Here is a 17,457-nt window from a genome sequence, read left to right as displayed (position 1 = left end):
AATCAGTTTCCACCGAACAAACGATTTCGAAGTCGTCCGGTTCCGCCAGTATAGTTGAAATATCCTAGCATCATCTCTTCATAGGTTTGATCGCCAAACCGCACCGTCGCGGCCGGGTTCGGATTGGCTGGATTTTCTTTAGAATTATCGAACCAAGCCGTCCCGATGAGGGAGGACCCTTTTGGCACTTTGATAGGTTCAATCGGCACATACTGCAGCTGCCAATTGAAGTCGTAATGCGGAATATCGAGTAACAACTTCTTCTCACCCGACGGCAAAATCACCTCGTAACGATACGCCTTTCCACGAACGTGCATGTGCGGCATGAAGGTCTGAATTTCGGCATCAAAAGGCACCTTCAACCTTGCTTCGACGCGGTGATTGGGATCAAATGGCGGAATCTCAAATCGCAGATTTGCGAGCGCAACCGTCTTCAATTCCTGCTTCGGTGGCTCGGATGTAAACTTGAGTCCCAATCGAAGCTGGTCAGTGGTGGCCACTCCGTTCGGAGTGTAGTGAATCTGGAACCGAAGTTGGGACCCCTTTGGAAGTTTCTTCGCCAGTCCAGCAGGCATCACAAACGAGTCCGTCCCCGGCACATATCCCGCGAAAAAGCCCGAAACTCCTTCATCGTCTGAAGTGAATCGCCGTCCATTTTCCGTGATAAACACCAAAACATGGTGGACCACGGCTCGGTCCGTAGGGAGAATTTGCGTCGCAGTCACCCACTTATCCTCAGTGAGGTTCAGCGGCACTGTGATATTGACGTAATTCATGAATCCATCGGCCTTCACCGGCACCGGCTGAGGCAACTGCACGATCAAATCGGGTTTGCCGATGGTCCATTCGGATGGATATTTGACGGGGATTGGCAAGTCTTTCGGATCGCCTTCAGGAGTCCCTGCTTGCACCCAAGATTGCAGCGTCGCGATGTCCGACTCACTCAGGCTGCGATCATTCGCCCATTTCGGTTGTCCCTCTGCCGGATTCGCAAACCAGGGCGGCATAATGCGATCCTTTGTGACCCCAGCGATCATCGGCCCACGTGCCTTGACATCCTTGAAGTTGTCCAACCGAAACGGCCCAACTCCACCTGGTCGATGGCAGCTCACACAGTTGCGCTGCAAAATCCGGCTGACTTCGCGGGTGTACGTCACGCCGGCGATCTTCGGGACAGACTCCGAACTCGCCAGAGCGCATCCAGGAGCGTGGGTCGCTTCAATGGTGATCGGCTCCCCGCGCACAATCTGGTCTAGGGCATCCGCCAGGTAGGGGTTGCGCGCCGAATCGGAAACCATGCCGACTCCATATTGATCCGAGAGTGCGCCGCGGTAGAGCAGCGTTCGCGCAGTGTCCACCACAAAAACTTCGGTAGTCGTTTTCGCACCCAGTGTCTTCGAGAATTCACCCTTTTTGTCCACCAAATAGGGCAGTCCGAGCCGGCTCTTTTGAGCCGAAATCTCTTTGGCATCCTCGTCAGGAGCGACGTTGACTACCACGAAGCCGAATCCTTGTATTTGATACTTCTTCGCCAGATCAATGGTTGCCGTAGTCATGCGCTTGCTGACAGGGCAGGTCGCACTGGTCAGCAGGATCACGGTGCCGCGTTTACCCGCAAATTGAGTCCAGTTCGTCGCTTTTCCGGCAAGATCAGGCAGGGAAGCGGGGGGCACAAATCGCCCAATCCCAGCTTCGGCAGGACTCCAAAGATCAGCGGTACGAACGATCGAAACTTCGGTTTCTTGCCGCGCGCCTCCTCGATGCCAAACAAACGCCATCGTGAGAGGCAAACTCGCCACCATTGCCAAAAGCCACCAACTCTTCATCTATCACCTAAAACGTTCGCCAGAGGTCTAAGGTTCACTTGGCACTTTGGGCCGGTGCTACTTCCGGCTTCCCGTCGACGAGCAAAGTCCCGTCCGCTAGAATCGCGAGGTTTCCACCCTGCCGCGCAGGATTCGGCACATCCACCTTTGGATCACCGCTCGCATCCCGGTTCGTCTTCGAACTATCAAAGAGCAAAATGGTCTTCTTGCCTTCAGGAAGATCGTCCACATACTTGCCGCTTGCAAGAGAGTTCATCGCGTAACCGTACGAATCTTCGCCCAGCAACGGGTTGTGCAATTTCTTCTTGCCCTCACCATCCTTCAAATCCGCCGTTTGGAGACGGTTTTCAATCGCATCCATCCAACCTTCTGCAGCAGGGAATTGCCCCTCGCTCTCGTGATATAGCATCATCGCGGTGTAAAGGCGGCGAAGATTGTCCTTGCTGGTTCCGACGTACTCTGACTTTTTCACATCTGAAAAGAAGCCGGCTTTCCACAATGCAGCTACCGTCGGGCCGAACAGATACCCAGCAACAGCGAGCCCTGCAACCACAATGCCGAGCACAACCTTGCCTGCTTTCTTTTTCCCAGAGTTCATATTCGCAATTATGGCTTTTGGTACTCTGTTCTCGTGAGTTTTCCGCGCCTTCCACTGGTCTGTCTGCCAACACCGCTCCATCCTCTCCCGAAGATGAGCGAAAAATTGGGCATCGACTTATGGATAAAGCGCGACGACCTCACTGGTTTCGCTCTTGGAGGGAATAAAGGCCGGAAATTGGAATATTTGATGGCAAGAGCGGTCGCAGATGGCATCGAGGCCATCGTTACCTGTGGCGCCGCGCAAAGCAACTTTATCCGGCAACTGGGTGCGGCCTGCTCTGTTTGCGGCATCGAGTGCCACGCCGCCATCATGCAACTCCCGTTCGACTCCAGCGCCGAAAAGATCGAAGTCGAAGCGGTCGAACCAGGAAATGGCAACATCCTACTCGACCAGATCCTCGGTATCAACTTGCACCTTTTCCCAGACGACGACTGGGAAGTTCTTTACGATTACGCCGCCAAAATTTGCGCCGAACTCCAAGCCGGAGGCAAAAAGGTGATGAACATACCGGTTGGAGGGAGTAACTTTTTGGGGGCATACGCCTTCACCCAAGCTGCACTCGAGCTGGCCGAGGAGTTTGATACCATCGTGTTTGCTAGCAGTTCAGGGAGCACCCACGTCGGATTGGCTACTGCATTACACGGTTCGAAGACCAAAGTTCTTGGCATCGCGTGCGATCCAGAACCCGAAATTGTCCACGACTTCGCCGCCCTCAGCGAAAGCCTCGCTCGTGAAACCGGCATGCCTAAGATTACGGCCGAGGAATTCAATGTGAACCTGGACTTCGTCGGTGCAGGATACGGAATCGCAAGTGAAGAGGGAATGATTGCCCTCAAAAACCTAGCCCAAACAGAAGGCATCTTTCTGGACCCGATCTACACTGCAAAGGCTTTCGCAGCTTTGATCCATCTCGCGACAACGGGGAAACTCAGGGGCAAAGTGCTTTTCTGGCACACTGGCGGAATTCCGGCACTCTTTGGTTCAATTCCGAACCTGAACACCTAACTTATTGAGCTGAGATTCCAACGTCGGCACCGGCTGGGTCGTAAATCGCCAGACGCCAAATCCGAGGTAAAGCGCCACGAGTACACCCATAAACGCCTGGATTGGCCGAGCGTCCGTATTGAACCGACTCCCACGCCAGTACCCAATCCCGCATCCGATCGCGCTGATCGTGAACAACAGATAAAACAACGTTCCGAACGGGTTCGCTTGCCAGGCGAGGTCGAACCGTCCGTGGAGTGTTGCCGTAAACGAAGTCGTCAATCCGCAGCCAGGGCACAGCCGGCCAAAAAGGCTAACCGAAGGACAAGCGGGCAAGCCAAGGTGTGTGTGTGTGCCATGTCCAGCAGGATCAGGCGAGAGGTAGAGCGCGAACCCGGTGACAATCACCCAGGAAACAAACCATTGCAAATGGCCCGCCAACTGCTTCTTGGAATATCCCGGATCGAACTTAACCATGAACCGCTTCGGCAGGAATCACGCACTCGGGCTGCAAAAATCCGTGTTCGGTGACCTTCGCCATTCCAAAGACGCGCCCTGACGCTTCGGCGATTGCAACAAAATCAGCATCGGGCACAGGCCGCACCGCCACCTGTTGACCGTTGTAGGCAAGCGCCGCACTACGCGCATCAAGCTTGACAATCGGGCGTGGCAACAGCGCGCTTTCCAGAGGAATCAAATCTTCAGGAATAAGGTCACCAAGTTGCACAGCATCTTCAAGTTGAAACCGGCCAACTTGTACACGGTTTAGCTCCGTAACGTGAGCACCACAACCCACCATTTGTCCAAGATCATGCGCCAAAGTTCGCACGTACGTTCCGCCCGAACATTGACATCGGAACCACGCCTGTTCACCCTCCCATCCAAAAACTTCAAGCTTAAAAATGGTCACTTGTCGAGGTTCGCGTTCGATCTCCACACCCTGCCGCGCAAGCGCATACAAGGGCTTGCCGTCCTTCTTCACCGCAGAGAACATCGGCGGAATCTGCTCGATCGTACCGACCAGTTTCGGTAAAAACTCATCGACCAAAGTTTGCAAGTTTCCTGGCACATCCTTGGTAGCGACCACTTCGCCCTCAGCGTCTTGAGTGTTGGTTTCTTGCCCAAACTTAACCTTAAATTCGTATTCTTTAGGTTCAAGCGGCAGATATTGCAAAAAGCGTGTCGCAGGGCCAACAGCAATCACCAGCAGCCCCGTCGCCATCGGATCGAGAGTGCCAGCATGTCCCACTCGCTTTGTATTGAGTTTGCGCCGAATCTTCGCCACAACGTCATGCGAAGTCATTCCAGGTTCCTTATCAATCAGCAAGATTCCAAGCATTTCTTAATCTCCTCAATAAGTTCGGTCTCCGCCTGTTCGATGGGCAAATCAAAAGTGCATCCCGCCGCATTGCGATGACCCCCGCCACCAAATTTCTGCGCGACCTTACTCACATCATACGGCTCCCGGCTTCGAATGCTCGCACGAACCTTCCCAGTTGTGGGCTGACGAATAATCACCGCAATATGAACCGTGTCGATGGAAAGTAGTTCGTTCGCGAGCCCTTCGGTGTGCTGCTCCTCCGCACCAAATTCTGAAAAATCATCGATCGTCAACACCGACCAAGCCAGTTTGCCGTCCAGATCCAACTGCATATTGCTCAGCGTCCGTCCGACGAGTTCAATGCTCTTCAGCGGTCGGTTCATGTAAACCTCTCGCCCGACCAACGCCAAATCGCCACCGCATTCCAAAAGCTCAGCCGAAGCGTGAAGCGCCTCCGCAGTAGTGTTTCGGAACCTAAAACTACCGGTATCCGTTACGATCCCGGTTAGCAGGCAAGTGGCAGCTTCTGCGGAAGGGCGATAACCGACCGCCTTAAAGAGTTGATGCACGACAAGCGCCGTGGCTGGCGATTCCACGTTGACAATCCGCAAGTCGCCTTGTGCTTCATGCGGAACGTGGTGGTCGATCAAAATAACGGTATCCGCCGCCTCGATGTAGGGCCGAACCCGCCCCAAACGATCGAAGCTGTCTAAGTCCAAAACGATCGCAACATCTGCCTGCTCTCCCTTCGGTTGCAACGTCACCTTGGTCACGCCTGGCAGGAACTTCAAGTTAAATGGGGCATCGTTGTTGCAAAGCACTTCATGCGGCACTCCGCGATGCTGCAAGTATTGACTCATGGCAAGCGCAGAGCCCAGCGCATCACCATCCGGGTTTAGGTGGCACGCCACAAAAACCCGCTGAGCTTGGCTGAGGAGCAAGTCAAATCGCTCTGCGAGCGTAGAATCAAACGGCATCAAATCCAGAATACCTAGGCTAAGTTCAATCGTTTGGCGAGTTCACTACTCAGCAGCCGCTCTGGATCAGCAATTTCGCGCATCAATTTGAAGCGCTGAACCGCCTCTATCCCGTGCATTTTCTCGAATTGTGCTGGCGTCAGCAAATCATCCTTCGCCAAATAGAATTTGCCGCCCGATGCAATAACAAAATCGGCGATCTTGATCCCCAATTCCTGCAATAGCCGAGGATCGGATGAACGCGGAAAGTCCATCGCCAGCGAGTAGCCATCCACCGAATAATCCAGCAGCGCTGGGCTCGATTTGTGCTTTTTCATCACGCCGAGAAAACTCACCAGTCCCATGCGATTCTGCATCTCGATCACTTCGCCAAAGACCAACTCGGCGCGGTCTTCAGGAACGAAAATCTGAATTTGCATCAGCCCAGACTCGCCGTAACTCTGCTCCCAGCCAGGCATAGAATCAAGCAAAAAATTGAAGGCGGCAAGTGATTCGACGTGCGGCTTCGAACTGGACAAAGCGCGGCCCAGACCATATTTCACCGCATTGACCGTCCGCATGCCGAACTTGTTAGTGAATGGCTTGAGCAACTTCCACGCTTGGTCGCGAGGCATCACCTTCCCAATCCGTCCGGCCGGAAGCTGCTTAGCGGGATCGAATCCGATCTTTGTCTCGGCGTAGTTCGCCGCATGAAAAAGCCCACGACCGCCTCCAAAACAGTCAACCCAGCTCACCATGTAGTCCGCGCTGGCACCGAATTCTCGAAACGCCTCAAACTGCTCGCTCAGGCTCTTGATCGACCGGGCATGAACCTGCACACCGCCGCTCGGGACCGCATGAACTCTGACCCAAGCGCGAACAACAATCCCAAATAGGCCCGCCCCGCCGACAACCGCCCAAAACTCGGGGTGAGTGGGAGACATCCGAACCAACTCGCCGTTCGGACGAAGAAGCTCTATCCCTACCAGCTGCTCCCCATAAGTCCCAGCCTTAAACGCGTTCTTGCCGTGGATATTCATGCTGATGGCACCAGCAACGGTCGGAAGTGCAGTCCCACTCACGATTTCGGGCCAGTATTGTCTGGGAAGAGAAGCGCGCCACAGTTCCGAGAGCGTCGCGCCACCTTCAACCAGAGCAATGCCATCCTCGATCCCCAAGAATCGGTTCATCTTGGCGAGAGAAATCGCGAGACCTTCGCTGAGGACACTTGGAGCACCATAACTACGTCCCGATCCACGCAAGACAACCTGCTTGCCAGCGGCCCGCGCTGAAGCCAAGAGATATCGAAGTTCCTCGACGTTGCGCGGCTCGAAAACATACGCCGCAGAACCGGCAGGATTTCCGAATCCGCTCAGCCAACGCACCGATTCTGCCGGCAAAACCCGCATCGGCTCGCCGGAACTCACAAACGGATGCGCCGTAAAACCCACCCTGGAAGTCGCTTGATGATCGCCATCGCGACCATGTGCTTCCAATTCAAATAGAATTCGCCCTGCTTGCCCGCCAACTTCAGTACCCGGGTTGCCGCTTCGTCGACCGTCATCATTTTCCGCTGATCCAAATGCGCGGTCATGTTGGTCGCCATCGGTCCAGGCTTGATGGACGTCACTCTCACGCGGTGCTTCGCCAACCGATTTCGAACCGATTCGAGATAAACATGCAAAAACGCCTTGCTCGCATTGTAAACCGGTTGACCCGCTCTTCCTCGATCTCCCGCAACGCTTCCGATCCCAACGATAGTCCCCCGCCGAGTGTTCTGAAACCTGAGCGCTGCCTGATTGATCCAAGCAACCGCACCCGAGACATTGGTCTCGATCATTCCGAGATCTTTCTCAAAATCGAACTCGTTGATCGCAACCGGAGGCATCAGGCCGGCACAGTAAATGATCAAATCCAGCCCATCAAGCTCACCGCACAACTGTTGGAACAACTCCGGCACCATCGAATAGTCCCGAACATCGTGTTCCACAGAGATCAGTAAGTCGCCATGGACTCTCTGCAATGGCTTGAGGGAATCAATGTTTCGTCCGATAGCAGCAACACGGCACTTGCGCTGGAGCAGTTGTAACACAAGTTCGTACCCCAGTCCAGAAGTACCCCCAACCACAATTGCGCGCCGAAACTTTGCCATGTCGAACTAGGAAGCTAGGAAATCTAGCTTCAATCCCCTCATTGCCAACACCGCAACCAACAAAAACGCAATCAGGCTCAGCACCATTTGTGGGTCCTTAAACACCACCGATTCAGGTTCCTCACCTTCTTCGCGACCAAAGACAAGATAAAGGTACCGCAAGATTCCAAACACCACGACCGGCGTCGTCAAAATCAGGGAAGGATGCAGCCGAGCAGTGTCACTCTCGATCGAATAGATGCCGTATGAAATTCCCGCAAAAGATGCAGCAACGATGACCATCGCATCCAAAAACCGTTCGGAATAGCCTGCCAAAGTCGCTCGCGTCATCGAATCTGTGCCTAATGCGCGCAACTCTTGACGTCGTTTGACACTAGCAAGGAACAGGGCAAACGCTCCCGTACAGAAGAGAAGCCAGCCGGAAATCGCCACTTCTATCGCCATCGCTCCGATCACGGCACGTTGGACAAAAGCCAGGCTGATGACCATTACATCGAGGATCGCCACTCGTTTGAGGCCCAAATTGTAAGCGAGCTGGATCATCGCAAAAAACGCAAGCGCTACCTGTGCGCCACTCGGCAGAAGTGCCGATAATGCGAATCCCCCAACAATCAGCGCAACTCCAATCCCGATAGCGACGCCCGAAGAAAATTGCCCAGACGCAATTGGCCGTAGCTTCTTTCGCGGGTGCAATCGGTCGGCCTTGGCGTCCGCTAAGTCATTAAAAACGTACGAGGCTGAGCTGAGCATACAAAGCGCGCCGAAGGCGATTAGCACCAAGCTCGTCCGTGACGGATCCTGCCAACTGGCCGTAAACAAATACGCCGCCAGGACCAAGAAATTCTTGGCCCACTGCTTTGGACGCAGGAGGCGGAGGACAGCGGCAAGCGGCATGAGCGAATTGTTCTACCCGTTTAGACGGGTTTCGATGCCAAATGACGCCGCATACAACGTGCCAACCGAGTGCCACCCGCAAAAATGCGATATCCTAGACCCCAATAACATGTGCGGAATTGCCGGATACGTAGGACCCAAACAAGCGATCGAAGTCGTTTTCGATCAACTGAAACGACTCGAATACCGTGGCTATGACAGCGCGGGAGTGGCGTTCTTAAATGGCGCGGGCATCGAAGTCATCAAGCGCGCGGGGAAGCTCAATAACCTCACCGGGGCATTTGCAGACGGCATTAACGATGCTCATCTCGCCATTGCTCATAGCCGCTGGGCCACCCACGGAGCTCCGACCGACGAAAACGCGCATCCGCACTTTGACCAATTCGAGCAAGTTGCGATCATTCACAACGGAATCATCGAAAACTATTTAGAACTCAAGGCCGACCTGAGTAGGGACGGCAGCGAATTCAAAAGCGATACCGACACCGAAGTCGCCGCTCACGTCATCGGAGCCGAGTATCAAGACGGAATCACTCTGGAAGAAGCCGTGCGCCGCGCCGTCCGCCGACTACATGGCGCATACGCCCTTGTGGTGATCAGCCGCAAAGAGCCGAACAAGATCGTTTGCGCCCGAAATGCTAGCCCGTTGGTGATCGGCATCGGAACAGGCGAAACAATGCTTGCGAGTGACATCCCTGCGCTGTTGCCATACACCAGAGAAGTCGTGATTCTCGAAGACGACCGAATCGCCGTCCTCACTCCAGAAGAAGTCAAGATCATGGACATCGACGGCAAGCCGATGCCGGTAGAAGCCACCCATATTGATTGGGACATCGAAGCCGCAGAAAAGGGCGGCTACGAGCATTTCATGCTCAAGGAGATCCACGAGCAGGCACAGGTTGTCCGTCAATGTCTCGCAGGCCGAATCGACGACAAGGGCCGCGCTCACCTCGAGAACATCTTCAACGACCACGTTTGGAACGAAATCGACCGCGTTGTCCTGGTGGCTTGCGGCACGAGTTTCCACGCGGGACTGATGGCAAAGCACTTGTTTGAAAACTTGCTGCGACTGCCCGCCGACGTCTACTACAGTTCAGAATTTCGTTACGGCGACCCCGTGCTCAGCCCCAAATCGCTCGCCGTCTTCATCAGTCAGAGCGGCGAGACCGCCGATACGCTGGCAGCACTCAAGCTATGTAAGGAGCGGAGAATCCGGACTTTAGGCGTCGTGAACGTATTAGGGTCCAGTATCGCCCGCGACTGCGATCGAAGCATCATCACCCAAGCTGGCCCCGAAATCAGCGTCGCGAGCACCAAAGCCTATGTGGCGCAAGTCATTGCACTCACCTTGCTGGTCCTGCACGTTGCCAGCATCCGAGAAACTCCCGGTGTGCGCGTTGAAGAACTTACACGCCACTTGCAGCAACTCCCCGATCTGATCGACCAAACTATCGCACGAGAACCCGAGATCATCAAGGTCGCCGAGCGAATGAAGGATGCAAAGCTGATCTTCTTCCTTGGGCGAGGTGCGGACGCGCTTGTCGCTCTCGAAGGCGCCCTGAAGATGAAGGAGATCGCTTACGTGCCAACTCAAGAATCCCCGGCAGGAGAAATGAAGCACGGCCCACTGGCACTGATCGAAAAGGGTGTCTTCGCCGTGGTCGGAGCAACACAAGCGCACCTGCGCGACAAACTCGCGAGTAACATCAAAGAGATTCAAGCCCGCGGCGGGGATGTGATCGCAATTTCGACCGATTCCGATTCTCAACTCCACGGTGTCGCGGATTCGTTGATCAAGATTCCAGACTCTAAATCCGAGTTCCTATCCGCTGTTTTGAGCGTCGTGCCGTTACAATTACTGGCTTATCACACCGCGCGGCTAAATGAGCTCGAGATTGACCAACCCAGGAACCTCGCAAAGAGTGTCACTGTTGAATAAGCATCTTGGTTTGGCACGGAATTTGTATTAACTTCTTCCGGGATCGCCTCAAAGGCTGTTGTATACTCCCAATCGTGTAGCGAGACTGCTCACTACCGAGTTGAGGATCAGCCAACGAGTCGATTCAACCTGGAGGTAACACAAGTTGAAAGGAAACGTCGCGAGCAATATCAAGGAACCCGTGATCGAACTGAAAGAAGACGCACAAACAACCCAAACCCGGTTGGAAAACTGCGTCAATTTAGACGCAGTTCATGTGCCGTACGCACACATCAAGCGGATTTTTGACATCATCGGGGCAGCCGTCCTCATCGTGTTACTATCGCCCGTTTTCCTCGTCGTCATGCTTCTCGTCAAGCTCCACGATCGAGGCCCTGTTTTCTACAAGAGCACCCGAATCGGACTCTGCGGCGAACCGTTCACCTTCTGGAAATTCCGCACCATGGTGCTGAATGCCGATAAGCTCAAGGCTGAACTCGTGCAACAAAACGAGAAAGATGGTCCGATCTTCAAGATGAAGAACGACCCGCGAGTCACCCCGATCGGGCGGCACCTTCGCCGATTGAGCCTCGACGAACTCCCACAACTTTTCAGCGTGTTGACAGGGCAAATGAGCCTTGTAGGACCACGGCCGCCGTTGCCACACGAAGTCCTTCAATATCGAGTTGAGGATTTGGAACGGCTCCGAGTCAAGCCAGGCATCACTTGCTACTGGCAGGTCATGGGCCGCAGCGATCTCTCGTTCGACGAATGGATGGAGCTGGATCGACGTTACATCCAAGATATGTCGTTCATGCTTGATTTTAAACTGCTACTAAAAACTCCATTTGCCGTCCTAAAATCCAGAGGATCGTACTAAGGCCTCCGAGCCAAGGAAGAGCGTATTTCTAGTGACAAGCGAATTATCAACTAGCAAAGATGGATTCGCATCTGCAATGGTGTGTGGCTACCGAGTCGTCACCCAATCTTACGCAGAGGTGCGAGATCAGCTCATTCGCCGTATCCAAAACGGCGAGGGTGCTCGCATGGTCACGCTAAACGTGGAAATGGTCGCTCGCGCCCAGCGGGAAGCGAGCTACAAAGAGATTCTCAACACCGCCGATATCATCGTGCCAGACGGCATGCCCGTCGTTTGGGCCAGCCGAAAACGCCAACCCAACAAGCGAAAAATTCAGCGCATCACCGGAGTCGAACTCACTCAAGATCTCTGCCTCGCCATCGACGGGAACAAGATCGGCATCGTCGGCGGGAAAGACCCGATGAAAGCCCTCGAAATGATCGGCATGGATTCGCGCGAACAAGTGGCCATCAACAACGAGCGTCTCGAAGCTACCGAAGCGGACTACGCCAGAGTGGCCGAGCAGATGAAGGGAAGAACCCTGATCTTCCTTGCACTCGGCGTTCCGAAACAAGACCTTTTCGCCATCGAACTCCGAAAGAGAGTCCCCGAAGCTACCCTCATTCCGAATGGTGGCACGTTCGAACTCCTCGCGGGATTCTTGCCACGTGCACCCGAATGGATGCAAAGCGCTGGGCTGGAATGGCTCTTTAGACTTTGCGTCGAGCCGCGACGACTGTGGAAGCGCTACCTGGTCGAATATTGGTCCGGCGTCACGGCGCTGATTTTTGACTCATTTCGATCAAAATCCACAAATTCTTAGTCGAGTTCGATAAAACGTTAAGTCCAAACCTGACTTGCCGCACGTCTTGAACCGAGAAGATGTTCTAGGTGTTGCCAGTATTACGCCTGAAATTAGGATAAACTGACAATCTTGGGAACAGTTCAAAGTTCGAACTTGTTCGGCATAAATACCGCGGATTCAAATAGAAGCTATGTTTAAGTTTCACTTCAAAAGAGGACTCGTCTTTGGTGTCCTAGGCGCATTGACAGGATTTTTGATCGCCTGGTTCACCCCAAAGGTGTACGAAGCAACAGCTGAAATGCTGCTCGGCGAAGCCACTGTGGCGTCGTCGCAAATGACCTTGACCGCTGACGTTCAGCGAATTCTTGAAGTCGGTCAGGCTAGCGACGCGAACACGGAACTTCAGGTTCTTCGCTCCCAAACCATTTTCTTCCAAGCTCTGCGAAAGGCAGCTTCGGCTCGAAACGATGAAAATCTGGTTCGAGACTGGGTTCGCTTGTACTTGATGTACGATGTGCTCACCCCTGAGCAACGCGTCACTCAACAAGACCAAGGTAGCGTCGCGATGATTCGTGTCCGCGCCAACGATGCGAAACTCGCCGAAGAAATCGCCCAGGCCGTCACCGAAGTCTATAACGACCTTCGAACCCAAAACGGTCGCCAAGGTCTGCAAAATGCGATGCGCTATTTGAGTGCCCAAGAATCCGCAACAAAGAAGGCACTCGACGAAGCAGAAACAAAGTACAAGGATTACGCGACTGCCAACGGTATCGTCAACATCGACGTCACCACCCAAGCCGCAACTCAACTTGAATCCAACGCACTGACTCGGCTCAATGAAGCCAAGGCACAGGCTGCTGGTGCTTCTGCTGAAGTCACCGCGCTCGAGTCGTCGATGAGTTCGTTCCCAGCGAAAGTGAGCAATGGTTCTTTGGTTCAAAAGCCAACAGAGTTGCAGCAGCTCGAAGGCCAACGCGGCGAATTGATTCGAAAGCGTGCAGAACTCAGCGTGCGGTACTACGATGACCATCCTCGAATGAAGGAAGTCAACGACCAAATCGCAAAGATTGACTCTGAGATCAAGTCGGTCAAGTCGCGCGGTTTGGAGCAAGTCAGCCGCAACACGGACCAAATTAACCCAACGCGACAAGCGATGGAGCAACAGCTCGCCATCGCTCGGTCTAAGCGAGACAGCTTGCAACAGCAAGTCAACGAAGCCGAAGCGGCTTACACTTCACAGCAGAATCGCATGAAGTCGCTCCCGAACGACGAGCGAATGATTCGACAGTTCCGACGTGAACTCGAAGTTGCCGACGGAAACTACCGACGTGTCAAGGCTCAGCTCGACGAGCTCAAGAGCCGCCAACAAACCGGTATCCGCGTGACTCCAGTTCTTTCGGACGCTAAGGCATACATCGAACCAGTTGCTCCAGACCGAGGAAAGTTCATCTTCATCGGCCTGATCGCTGGCCTTTGTATCGGTCTCATCTACTCGTTCGTGGTCGAAGGTATGAAGCTCCGGGTTCATACTTCCCAGCAACTGGCCGACCTCACCGGTCTTCCAGTGGTGGCAACCATCCCAGCTTTGGGACGTGGCAAGCAAAAAGGTCTTGCATCGTACACCAAGCCAGGGGCGAAACCAGGGGAGTCGTTCCGCCACATGGCCTACACCTTCCTTGCTAAGAATCACGAATTCCCTCGAACCATGATGTTCACCGCCGTAGGAAACGCGGTTGGTCGAACCTCAAGTGCGGTTCAATTCGGAATCGCTCTGGCGAACGCCGGAACCAAGGTGCTCATCGTCGACTGCGATCCAGTCCGAGGATTGGCGTCCAAGGCATTTGGCGCCGAAGCCCGAAGCGGACTCAGCGAGATCTTCAACAAGTCCACCTTGTCGAACGAATCCGGTGATGTCTTCGCTTCGACCGTCCATGACAACCTCTTAGTGTTGCCAATCGGCACCGATCCATCCAAGACTTTGGCTGATCGATCCGTGGCTCAACTTGAGAGCGTGATGGACTTCCTCAAGTCGCAAGCCGAAGTGGTGATCTTCGATTGCCCACCATGCGATATGTTCGCCGACGCCTCCCGAATTGCCGGACTCGTCGACGAAACCTGCATGGTTGTCTCGGCAAGCACCACAAACTACAACCAGATCCCGAACGGCTACGAAATTCTCCACCGCGCAGGATCTAAGGAAGTTAACTTGGTGCTCACGGATGCTTCTGCAAACGAAGAAGCATTTGGCGATGCAACAAAATACTCTCGAGGTGCCTAAACTCACCTGAATCGCGACCTTTGCCGAATAGGATTGAATTCGATCCTATTCGGCAAATCAGTTCAAATCTATGGCAGTCTCCAAACCCTTCGGCGGAAAATTTGACCAAGAACGCAAGCCGTTCGACAAGTCCGCGCTAGCCGAAGGCGCCAAGCTTTCCGTCCTTCAAAGTTCGCGAGGATTGTTGTATTGGAACGTGATGTCGATCATCTTCGTGACCGTTCCTCTGTTCCTTCCTGTTTCCGATATCTTGGCGCAGTTGTTGCGCTATTTGATGTTCAATGCGGTCGCCTGTGCAACCTTTACCTGGTGGCGACTTGGAGTGCCACTCAAGCTCGTTTGGCCTGTCCGATTCATTCTGCTGATTCAAGTCTGGCTGACGATATGTTCGTTCCTTAGCGGTGCGCAACTCGGACGTACAAACGACTTCGAAACATCAAACTACTTCTTGATCATGGCGGTGATTTACTATATCTGTGCCGCACTCATCTCTCATGTCTGGCATACCTATCGAGCACTGCTAACGAATATCTTGTTAGTTTGCTTCGCAGCAAGCGCTATAGTTGGATTCTTCCAGTTCCTTAAAGTAGGCCCGTTCTTATGGCTCGCGCAAATCTATAACCGAAACAATGACATTACGGCTTGGGGCGCGACTCAGTTCAACGCAGATGGCTTCGCGGCGGGTTCCGTTCGCGCGATTGGTCTCGGTGCCTGGCCAGAGTGGCTCGCATTTCACTGCTTGGGTGGTTGGGCGATTTTGGCGTCTCGACTCATGGAGCGGCGTCTCAAACCATGGGAATTTGTGCTCGCGAGCTTCTTTCTTCTAGTCGCCCTGATGGCTCAATCGCGGATTATGTATGTCTCGCTCGGAATCTGCGGCATCATCTTCCTGATAATGCTAATCCAGCGTGATAAAGAACGTGGCCCGGTGTATCTCATTGCTTTCTTCCTAAGCATTTGTGTCCTCGCAATATTTGGAGGTGAGCGATTAAGTTATGCCTTCAGTACCAACTTAGGTGAAGATAAGACCCTCAAATATCGAAGCGAGATTGGTTGGCAACAAGCTTTTCGTATCGAATCAGAGCGCCCTTGGGTAGGTATTGGACCAGACAATGGTCTGGTTTGGGGTGTGACGGAAATTGTGCCTGACAAATGGACTCAGGGCCAATATTTGGATAACGGATTGCTGCTACTCATTTCTTGGGGTGGATATCCTGCTGTAGCGCTCTTCCTTCCGATCATGATCACCGGCCTGTTGAGCACCCTTCTTGTGCTCAAAAATCGGTCGAACACGATGGAACGTAGGAAAGTCGCGTTTGTTACGTTCACATTTTTGATGTTGCTCGGGAACAATATGCTGCTCAACAACGGGTTCACCAACATTTGGTTGAACTGTCTTGTCGCCGCCTTTGGTGGAATGTGCTTGCCAAACTCTTCGGAGCTCAAGTCGGAAATGACTCAGCAATATAATGTCTTCAGCCGAATGAAGCAAAGAGCATTGGTTCGCTCCGAACTCGATCAGCTCTAATTAGAATTAACGACAAAAAAGAGTCCAGGCCGGATTTGGCCTGGACTCTTTTTTTTCCTAGGAGTTTATTACTTACCGTAAGCGGCAGCCACGATCTTCTGAGCAGCTTCCTGCATGCTCGCCGCCGTGATCAGCTTCGTGCCTTCCAGTAGTTTTCGGCCCTCTTCGGCAGCAGTACCTTCAATTCGGGCGACAACTGGCACATTGATCTCCATGGATTCAAATGCAGCCAAAATCCCCTTCGCCACTTCGTCGCAGCGAGTGATGCCGCCGAAGATATTGATCAAAATCCCCTTCACGTTGTCATCCATAAGGATGAGCTCGACGCAACTCTTCACGCGTTCTGCCTGCGCTCCGCCTCCGACGTCCAAGAAGTCAGCCGGACTCCCGCCAGCCGCCTTCACTTCGTCCATAGAGCACATCACCAAACCCGCGCCGTTACCAATGATCCCAATGTCTCCACCCAACCGGACATAGGCGATTCCTCTTCGAGCAGCTTCCGCTTCGATAGGATCTTCTGCGCTGTCATCTGCGGTCGCGGCGTAATCCTTGTGTCGGAACAATGCGTTCTCATCGATGCTTACCTTGGCGTCAGCAGCGATCAATTTGCCTTCCGGAGTCAGTGCACATGGGTTGATTTCAATCAAATCTGCGTCGGACTGCTTGTATGCAGCAACGAGTTTCTTGATCATCTGCACCATTTGGCCAGCAGCAGCCGCAGGAATTTTCGCTTGATTCACAGCCGCACGAATCTCGAAATCACTTAATCCAAATGCAGGGTCCACTTGGAGCTTGACAATCGCATCTGGATTCTTTTCGGCGACCTCTTCAATCTCCATCCCGCCTTCTTTGCTGATCATCACCACGAGCTGGCTCGTCGCACGGTCCATCAAAACGGACAAGTAATACTCTTCAGCGATATCAATCTGCTCAGCGACCAAAACCTTTTCAACGATCATGCCTTGCGGGTTCTGGATACTGACGAGCTTCTTTCCGATCAGCTCCTTGGTGAATGCTCCAGCTTCGGCCGCATCGCTAAACAGCTTCACGCCGCCCGCCTTTCCTCGGCCGCCCATCAACACCTGAGCCTTGACCACAACCTTGCCGCCATATTCCTTGGCGATCTCGGTGGCCTCTTCGGCATTAGCAGTGACCTTTCCGCCCGGAACAGGTACGCCGTGTGCCGCCAAGAGGTCTTTCGATTGATACTCGTGAAGCTTCATAAGTGGTCAAAAGGGTACCCGATGAAGTCCAAATCGGCGTAAACCATGACTTATTTGATGAATCATTGTTCATATTATCTACACAAAAATGTTGTCGTCAGAAAGTATCCCA

At 53.5% G+C, this 17,457-nt stretch carries 15 protein-coding genes; 6 read left to right on the top strand and 9 right to left on the bottom strand.

What is annotated here, in order from left to right; all coding sequences use genetic code 11:
• Window positions 1-2: 2 nt before the first annotated feature.
• Window positions 3-1,826, bottom strand: a complete 1,824-nt coding sequence (locus J0L72_10005) for a redoxin family protein (GenBank protein MBN8691104.1) — start codon at window positions 1,824-1,826, stop codon at window positions 3-5.
• A 34-nt stretch (window positions 1,827-1,860) separates the two neighbouring features.
• Window positions 1,861-2,424: a hypothetical protein gene (locus J0L72_10000; protein MBN8691103.1), complete on the bottom strand. Its 564-nt coding sequence runs from the start codon at window positions 2,422-2,424 to the stop codon at window positions 1,861-1,863.
• A gap of 93 nt (window positions 2,425-2,517) precedes the next feature.
• Between J0L72_10000 and J0L72_09995 the strand changes: the two genes are divergently transcribed.
• Window positions 2,518-3,432: a pyridoxal-phosphate dependent enzyme gene (locus J0L72_09995; protein ID MBN8691102.1), complete on the top strand. Its 915-nt coding sequence runs from the start codon at window positions 2,518-2,520 to the stop codon at window positions 3,430-3,432.
• Here the strand turns inward: J0L72_09995 and J0L72_09990 are convergent.
• From J0L72_09990 to J0L72_09965, 6 genes are read right to left on the bottom strand one after another with little or no spacing between them, the layout of a single operon-like run.
• The gene (locus J0L72_09990; protein MBN8691101.1) at window positions 3,409-3,888 is read right to left on the bottom strand and encodes a DUF2752 domain-containing protein; all 480 of its coding nucleotides are present in this window, start codon (window positions 3,886-3,888) and stop codon (window positions 3,409-3,411) included. The two genes, J0L72_09995 and J0L72_09990, sit on opposite strands and share 24 nt — an antisense overlap.
• Window positions 3,881-4,750 (bottom strand): tRNA pseudouridine(55) synthase TruB, encoded by an 870-nt coding sequence (truB, locus tag J0L72_09985; protein ID MBN8691100.1) that lies wholly within the window; start codon window positions 4,748-4,750, stop codon window positions 3,881-3,883. Before truB ends, J0L72_09990 begins: the two co-directional genes overlap by 8 nt.
• Entirely contained in the window at window positions 4,732-5,709 is a 978-nt protein-coding gene (locus J0L72_09980; GenBank protein ID MBN8691099.1) for a bifunctional oligoribonuclease/PAP phosphatase NrnA, read from the bottom strand. The genes truB and J0L72_09980 overlap by 19 nt, the downstream gene beginning before the upstream one ends.
• A 14-nt stretch (window positions 5,710-5,723) precedes the next feature.
• Window positions 5,724-7,184 carry an FAD-binding oxidoreductase gene (locus J0L72_09975; GenBank protein ID MBN8691098.1) on the bottom strand — a complete coding sequence of 487 codons (1,461 nt, stop codon included), beginning with the start codon at window positions 7,182-7,184 and terminating at the stop codon, window positions 5,724-5,726.
• Entirely contained in the window at window positions 7,112-7,840 is a 729-nt protein-coding gene (locus J0L72_09970) for an SDR family NAD(P)-dependent oxidoreductase (protein ID MBN8691097.1), read from the bottom strand. Before J0L72_09970 ends, J0L72_09975 begins: the two co-directional genes overlap by 73 nt.
• A 6-nt stretch (window positions 7,841-7,846) precedes the next feature.
• The gene (locus J0L72_09965) at window positions 7,847-8,734 is read right to left on the bottom strand and encodes a UbiA prenyltransferase family protein (GenBank protein ID MBN8691096.1); all 888 of its coding nucleotides are present in this window, start codon (window positions 8,732-8,734) and stop codon (window positions 7,847-7,849) included.
• Between the two features lie 109 nt (window positions 8,735-8,843).
• Between J0L72_09965 and glmS the strand changes: the two genes are divergently transcribed.
• The 5 genes from glmS to J0L72_09940 all read left to right on the top strand — a co-directional run bounded on the left by glmS (window position 8,844) and on the right by J0L72_09940 (window position 16,122).
• Window positions 8,844-10,673 carry a glutamine--fructose-6-phosphate transaminase (isomerizing) gene (gene glmS / locus J0L72_09960; protein ID MBN8691095.1) on the top strand — a complete coding sequence of 610 codons (1,830 nt, stop codon included), beginning with the start codon at window positions 8,844-8,846 and terminating at the stop codon, window positions 10,671-10,673.
• A 223-nt stretch (window positions 10,674-10,896) separates the two neighbouring features.
• Window positions 10,897-11,532 (top strand): sugar transferase, encoded by a 636-nt coding sequence (locus J0L72_09955; protein ID MBN8691094.1) that lies wholly within the window; start codon window positions 10,897-10,899, stop codon window positions 11,530-11,532.
• Window positions 11,533-11,563: 31 nt separating this feature from the next.
• A complete protein-coding gene (locus J0L72_09950; protein ID MBN8691093.1) occupies window positions 11,564-12,334 on the top strand; it encodes a WecB/TagA/CpsF family glycosyltransferase in 771 nt (256 codons plus the stop codon).
• Window positions 12,335-12,506: 172 nt separating this feature from the next.
• Window positions 12,507-14,594: an AAA family ATPase gene (locus tag J0L72_09945; GenBank protein MBN8691092.1), complete on the top strand. Its 2,088-nt coding sequence runs from the start codon at window positions 12,507-12,509 to the stop codon at window positions 14,592-14,594.
• A 70-nt stretch (window positions 14,595-14,664) separates the two neighbouring features.
• Entirely contained in the window at window positions 14,665-16,122 is a 1,458-nt protein-coding gene (locus tag J0L72_09940) for an O-antigen ligase family protein (protein MBN8691091.1), read from the top strand.
• Between the two features lie 68 nt (window positions 16,123-16,190).
• Here J0L72_09940 and sucC read toward each other — a convergent pair whose 3' ends face one another.
• Window positions 16,191-17,345, bottom strand: a complete 1,155-nt coding sequence (gene sucC / locus J0L72_09935) for an ADP-forming succinate--CoA ligase subunit beta (GenBank protein ID MBN8691090.1) — start codon at window positions 17,343-17,345, stop codon at window positions 16,191-16,193.
• Window positions 17,346-17,457 lie beyond the last annotated feature (112 nt).

This window comes from Armatimonadota bacterium (genome assembly GCA_017303935.1).
Classification (GTDB): domain Bacteria; phylum Armatimonadota; class Fimbriimonadia; order Fimbriimonadales; family Fimbriimonadaceae; genus JAFLBD01.
This window is presented reverse-complemented; position numbering and strand designations above follow the sequence as displayed.

Excerpts from the sequence above, each read along its gene's own strand:
- J0L72_10005 (MBN8691104.1), bottom strand. The coding sequence starts at position 1,826 with ATGAAGAGTTGGTGGCTTTTGGCAATGGTGGCGAGTTTGCCTCTCACG.
- J0L72_10000 (MBN8691103.1), bottom strand. The coding sequence starts at position 2,424 with ATGAACTCTGGGAAAAAGAAAGCAGGCAAGGTTGTGCTCGGCATTGTG.
- J0L72_09995 (MBN8691102.1), top strand. The coding sequence starts at position 2,518 with ATGAGCGAAAAATTGGGCATCGACTTATGGATAAAGCGCGACGACCTC.
- J0L72_09990 (MBN8691101.1), bottom strand. The coding sequence starts at position 3,888 with ATGGTTAAGTTCGATCCGGGATATTCCAAGAAGCAGTTGGCGGGCCAT.
- truB (MBN8691100.1), bottom strand. The coding sequence starts at position 4,750 with ATGCTTGGAATCTTGCTGATTGATAAGGAACCTGGAATGACTTCGCAT.
- J0L72_09980 (MBN8691099.1), bottom strand. The coding sequence starts at position 5,709 with ATGCCGTTTGATTCTACGCTCGCAGAGCGATTTGACTTGCTCCTCAGC.
- J0L72_09970 (MBN8691097.1), bottom strand. The coding sequence starts at position 7,840 with ATGGCAAAGTTTCGGCGCGCAATTGTGGTTGGGGGTACTTCTGGACTG.
- J0L72_09965 (MBN8691096.1), bottom strand. The coding sequence starts at position 8,734 with ATGCCGCTTGCCGCTGTCCTCCGCCTCCTGCGTCCAAAGCAGTGGGCC.
- glmS (MBN8691095.1), top strand. The coding sequence starts at position 8,844 with ATGTGCGGAATTGCCGGATACGTAGGACCCAAACAAGCGATCGAAGTC.
- J0L72_09945 (MBN8691092.1), top strand. The coding sequence starts at position 12,507 with ATGTTTAAGTTTCACTTCAAAAGAGGACTCGTCTTTGGTGTCCTAGGC.
- J0L72_09940 (MBN8691091.1), top strand. The coding sequence starts at position 14,665 with ATGGCAGTCTCCAAACCCTTCGGCGGAAAATTTGACCAAGAACGCAAG.
- sucC (MBN8691090.1), bottom strand. The coding sequence starts at position 17,345 with ATGAAGCTTCACGAGTATCAATCGAAAGACCTCTTGGCGGCACACGGC.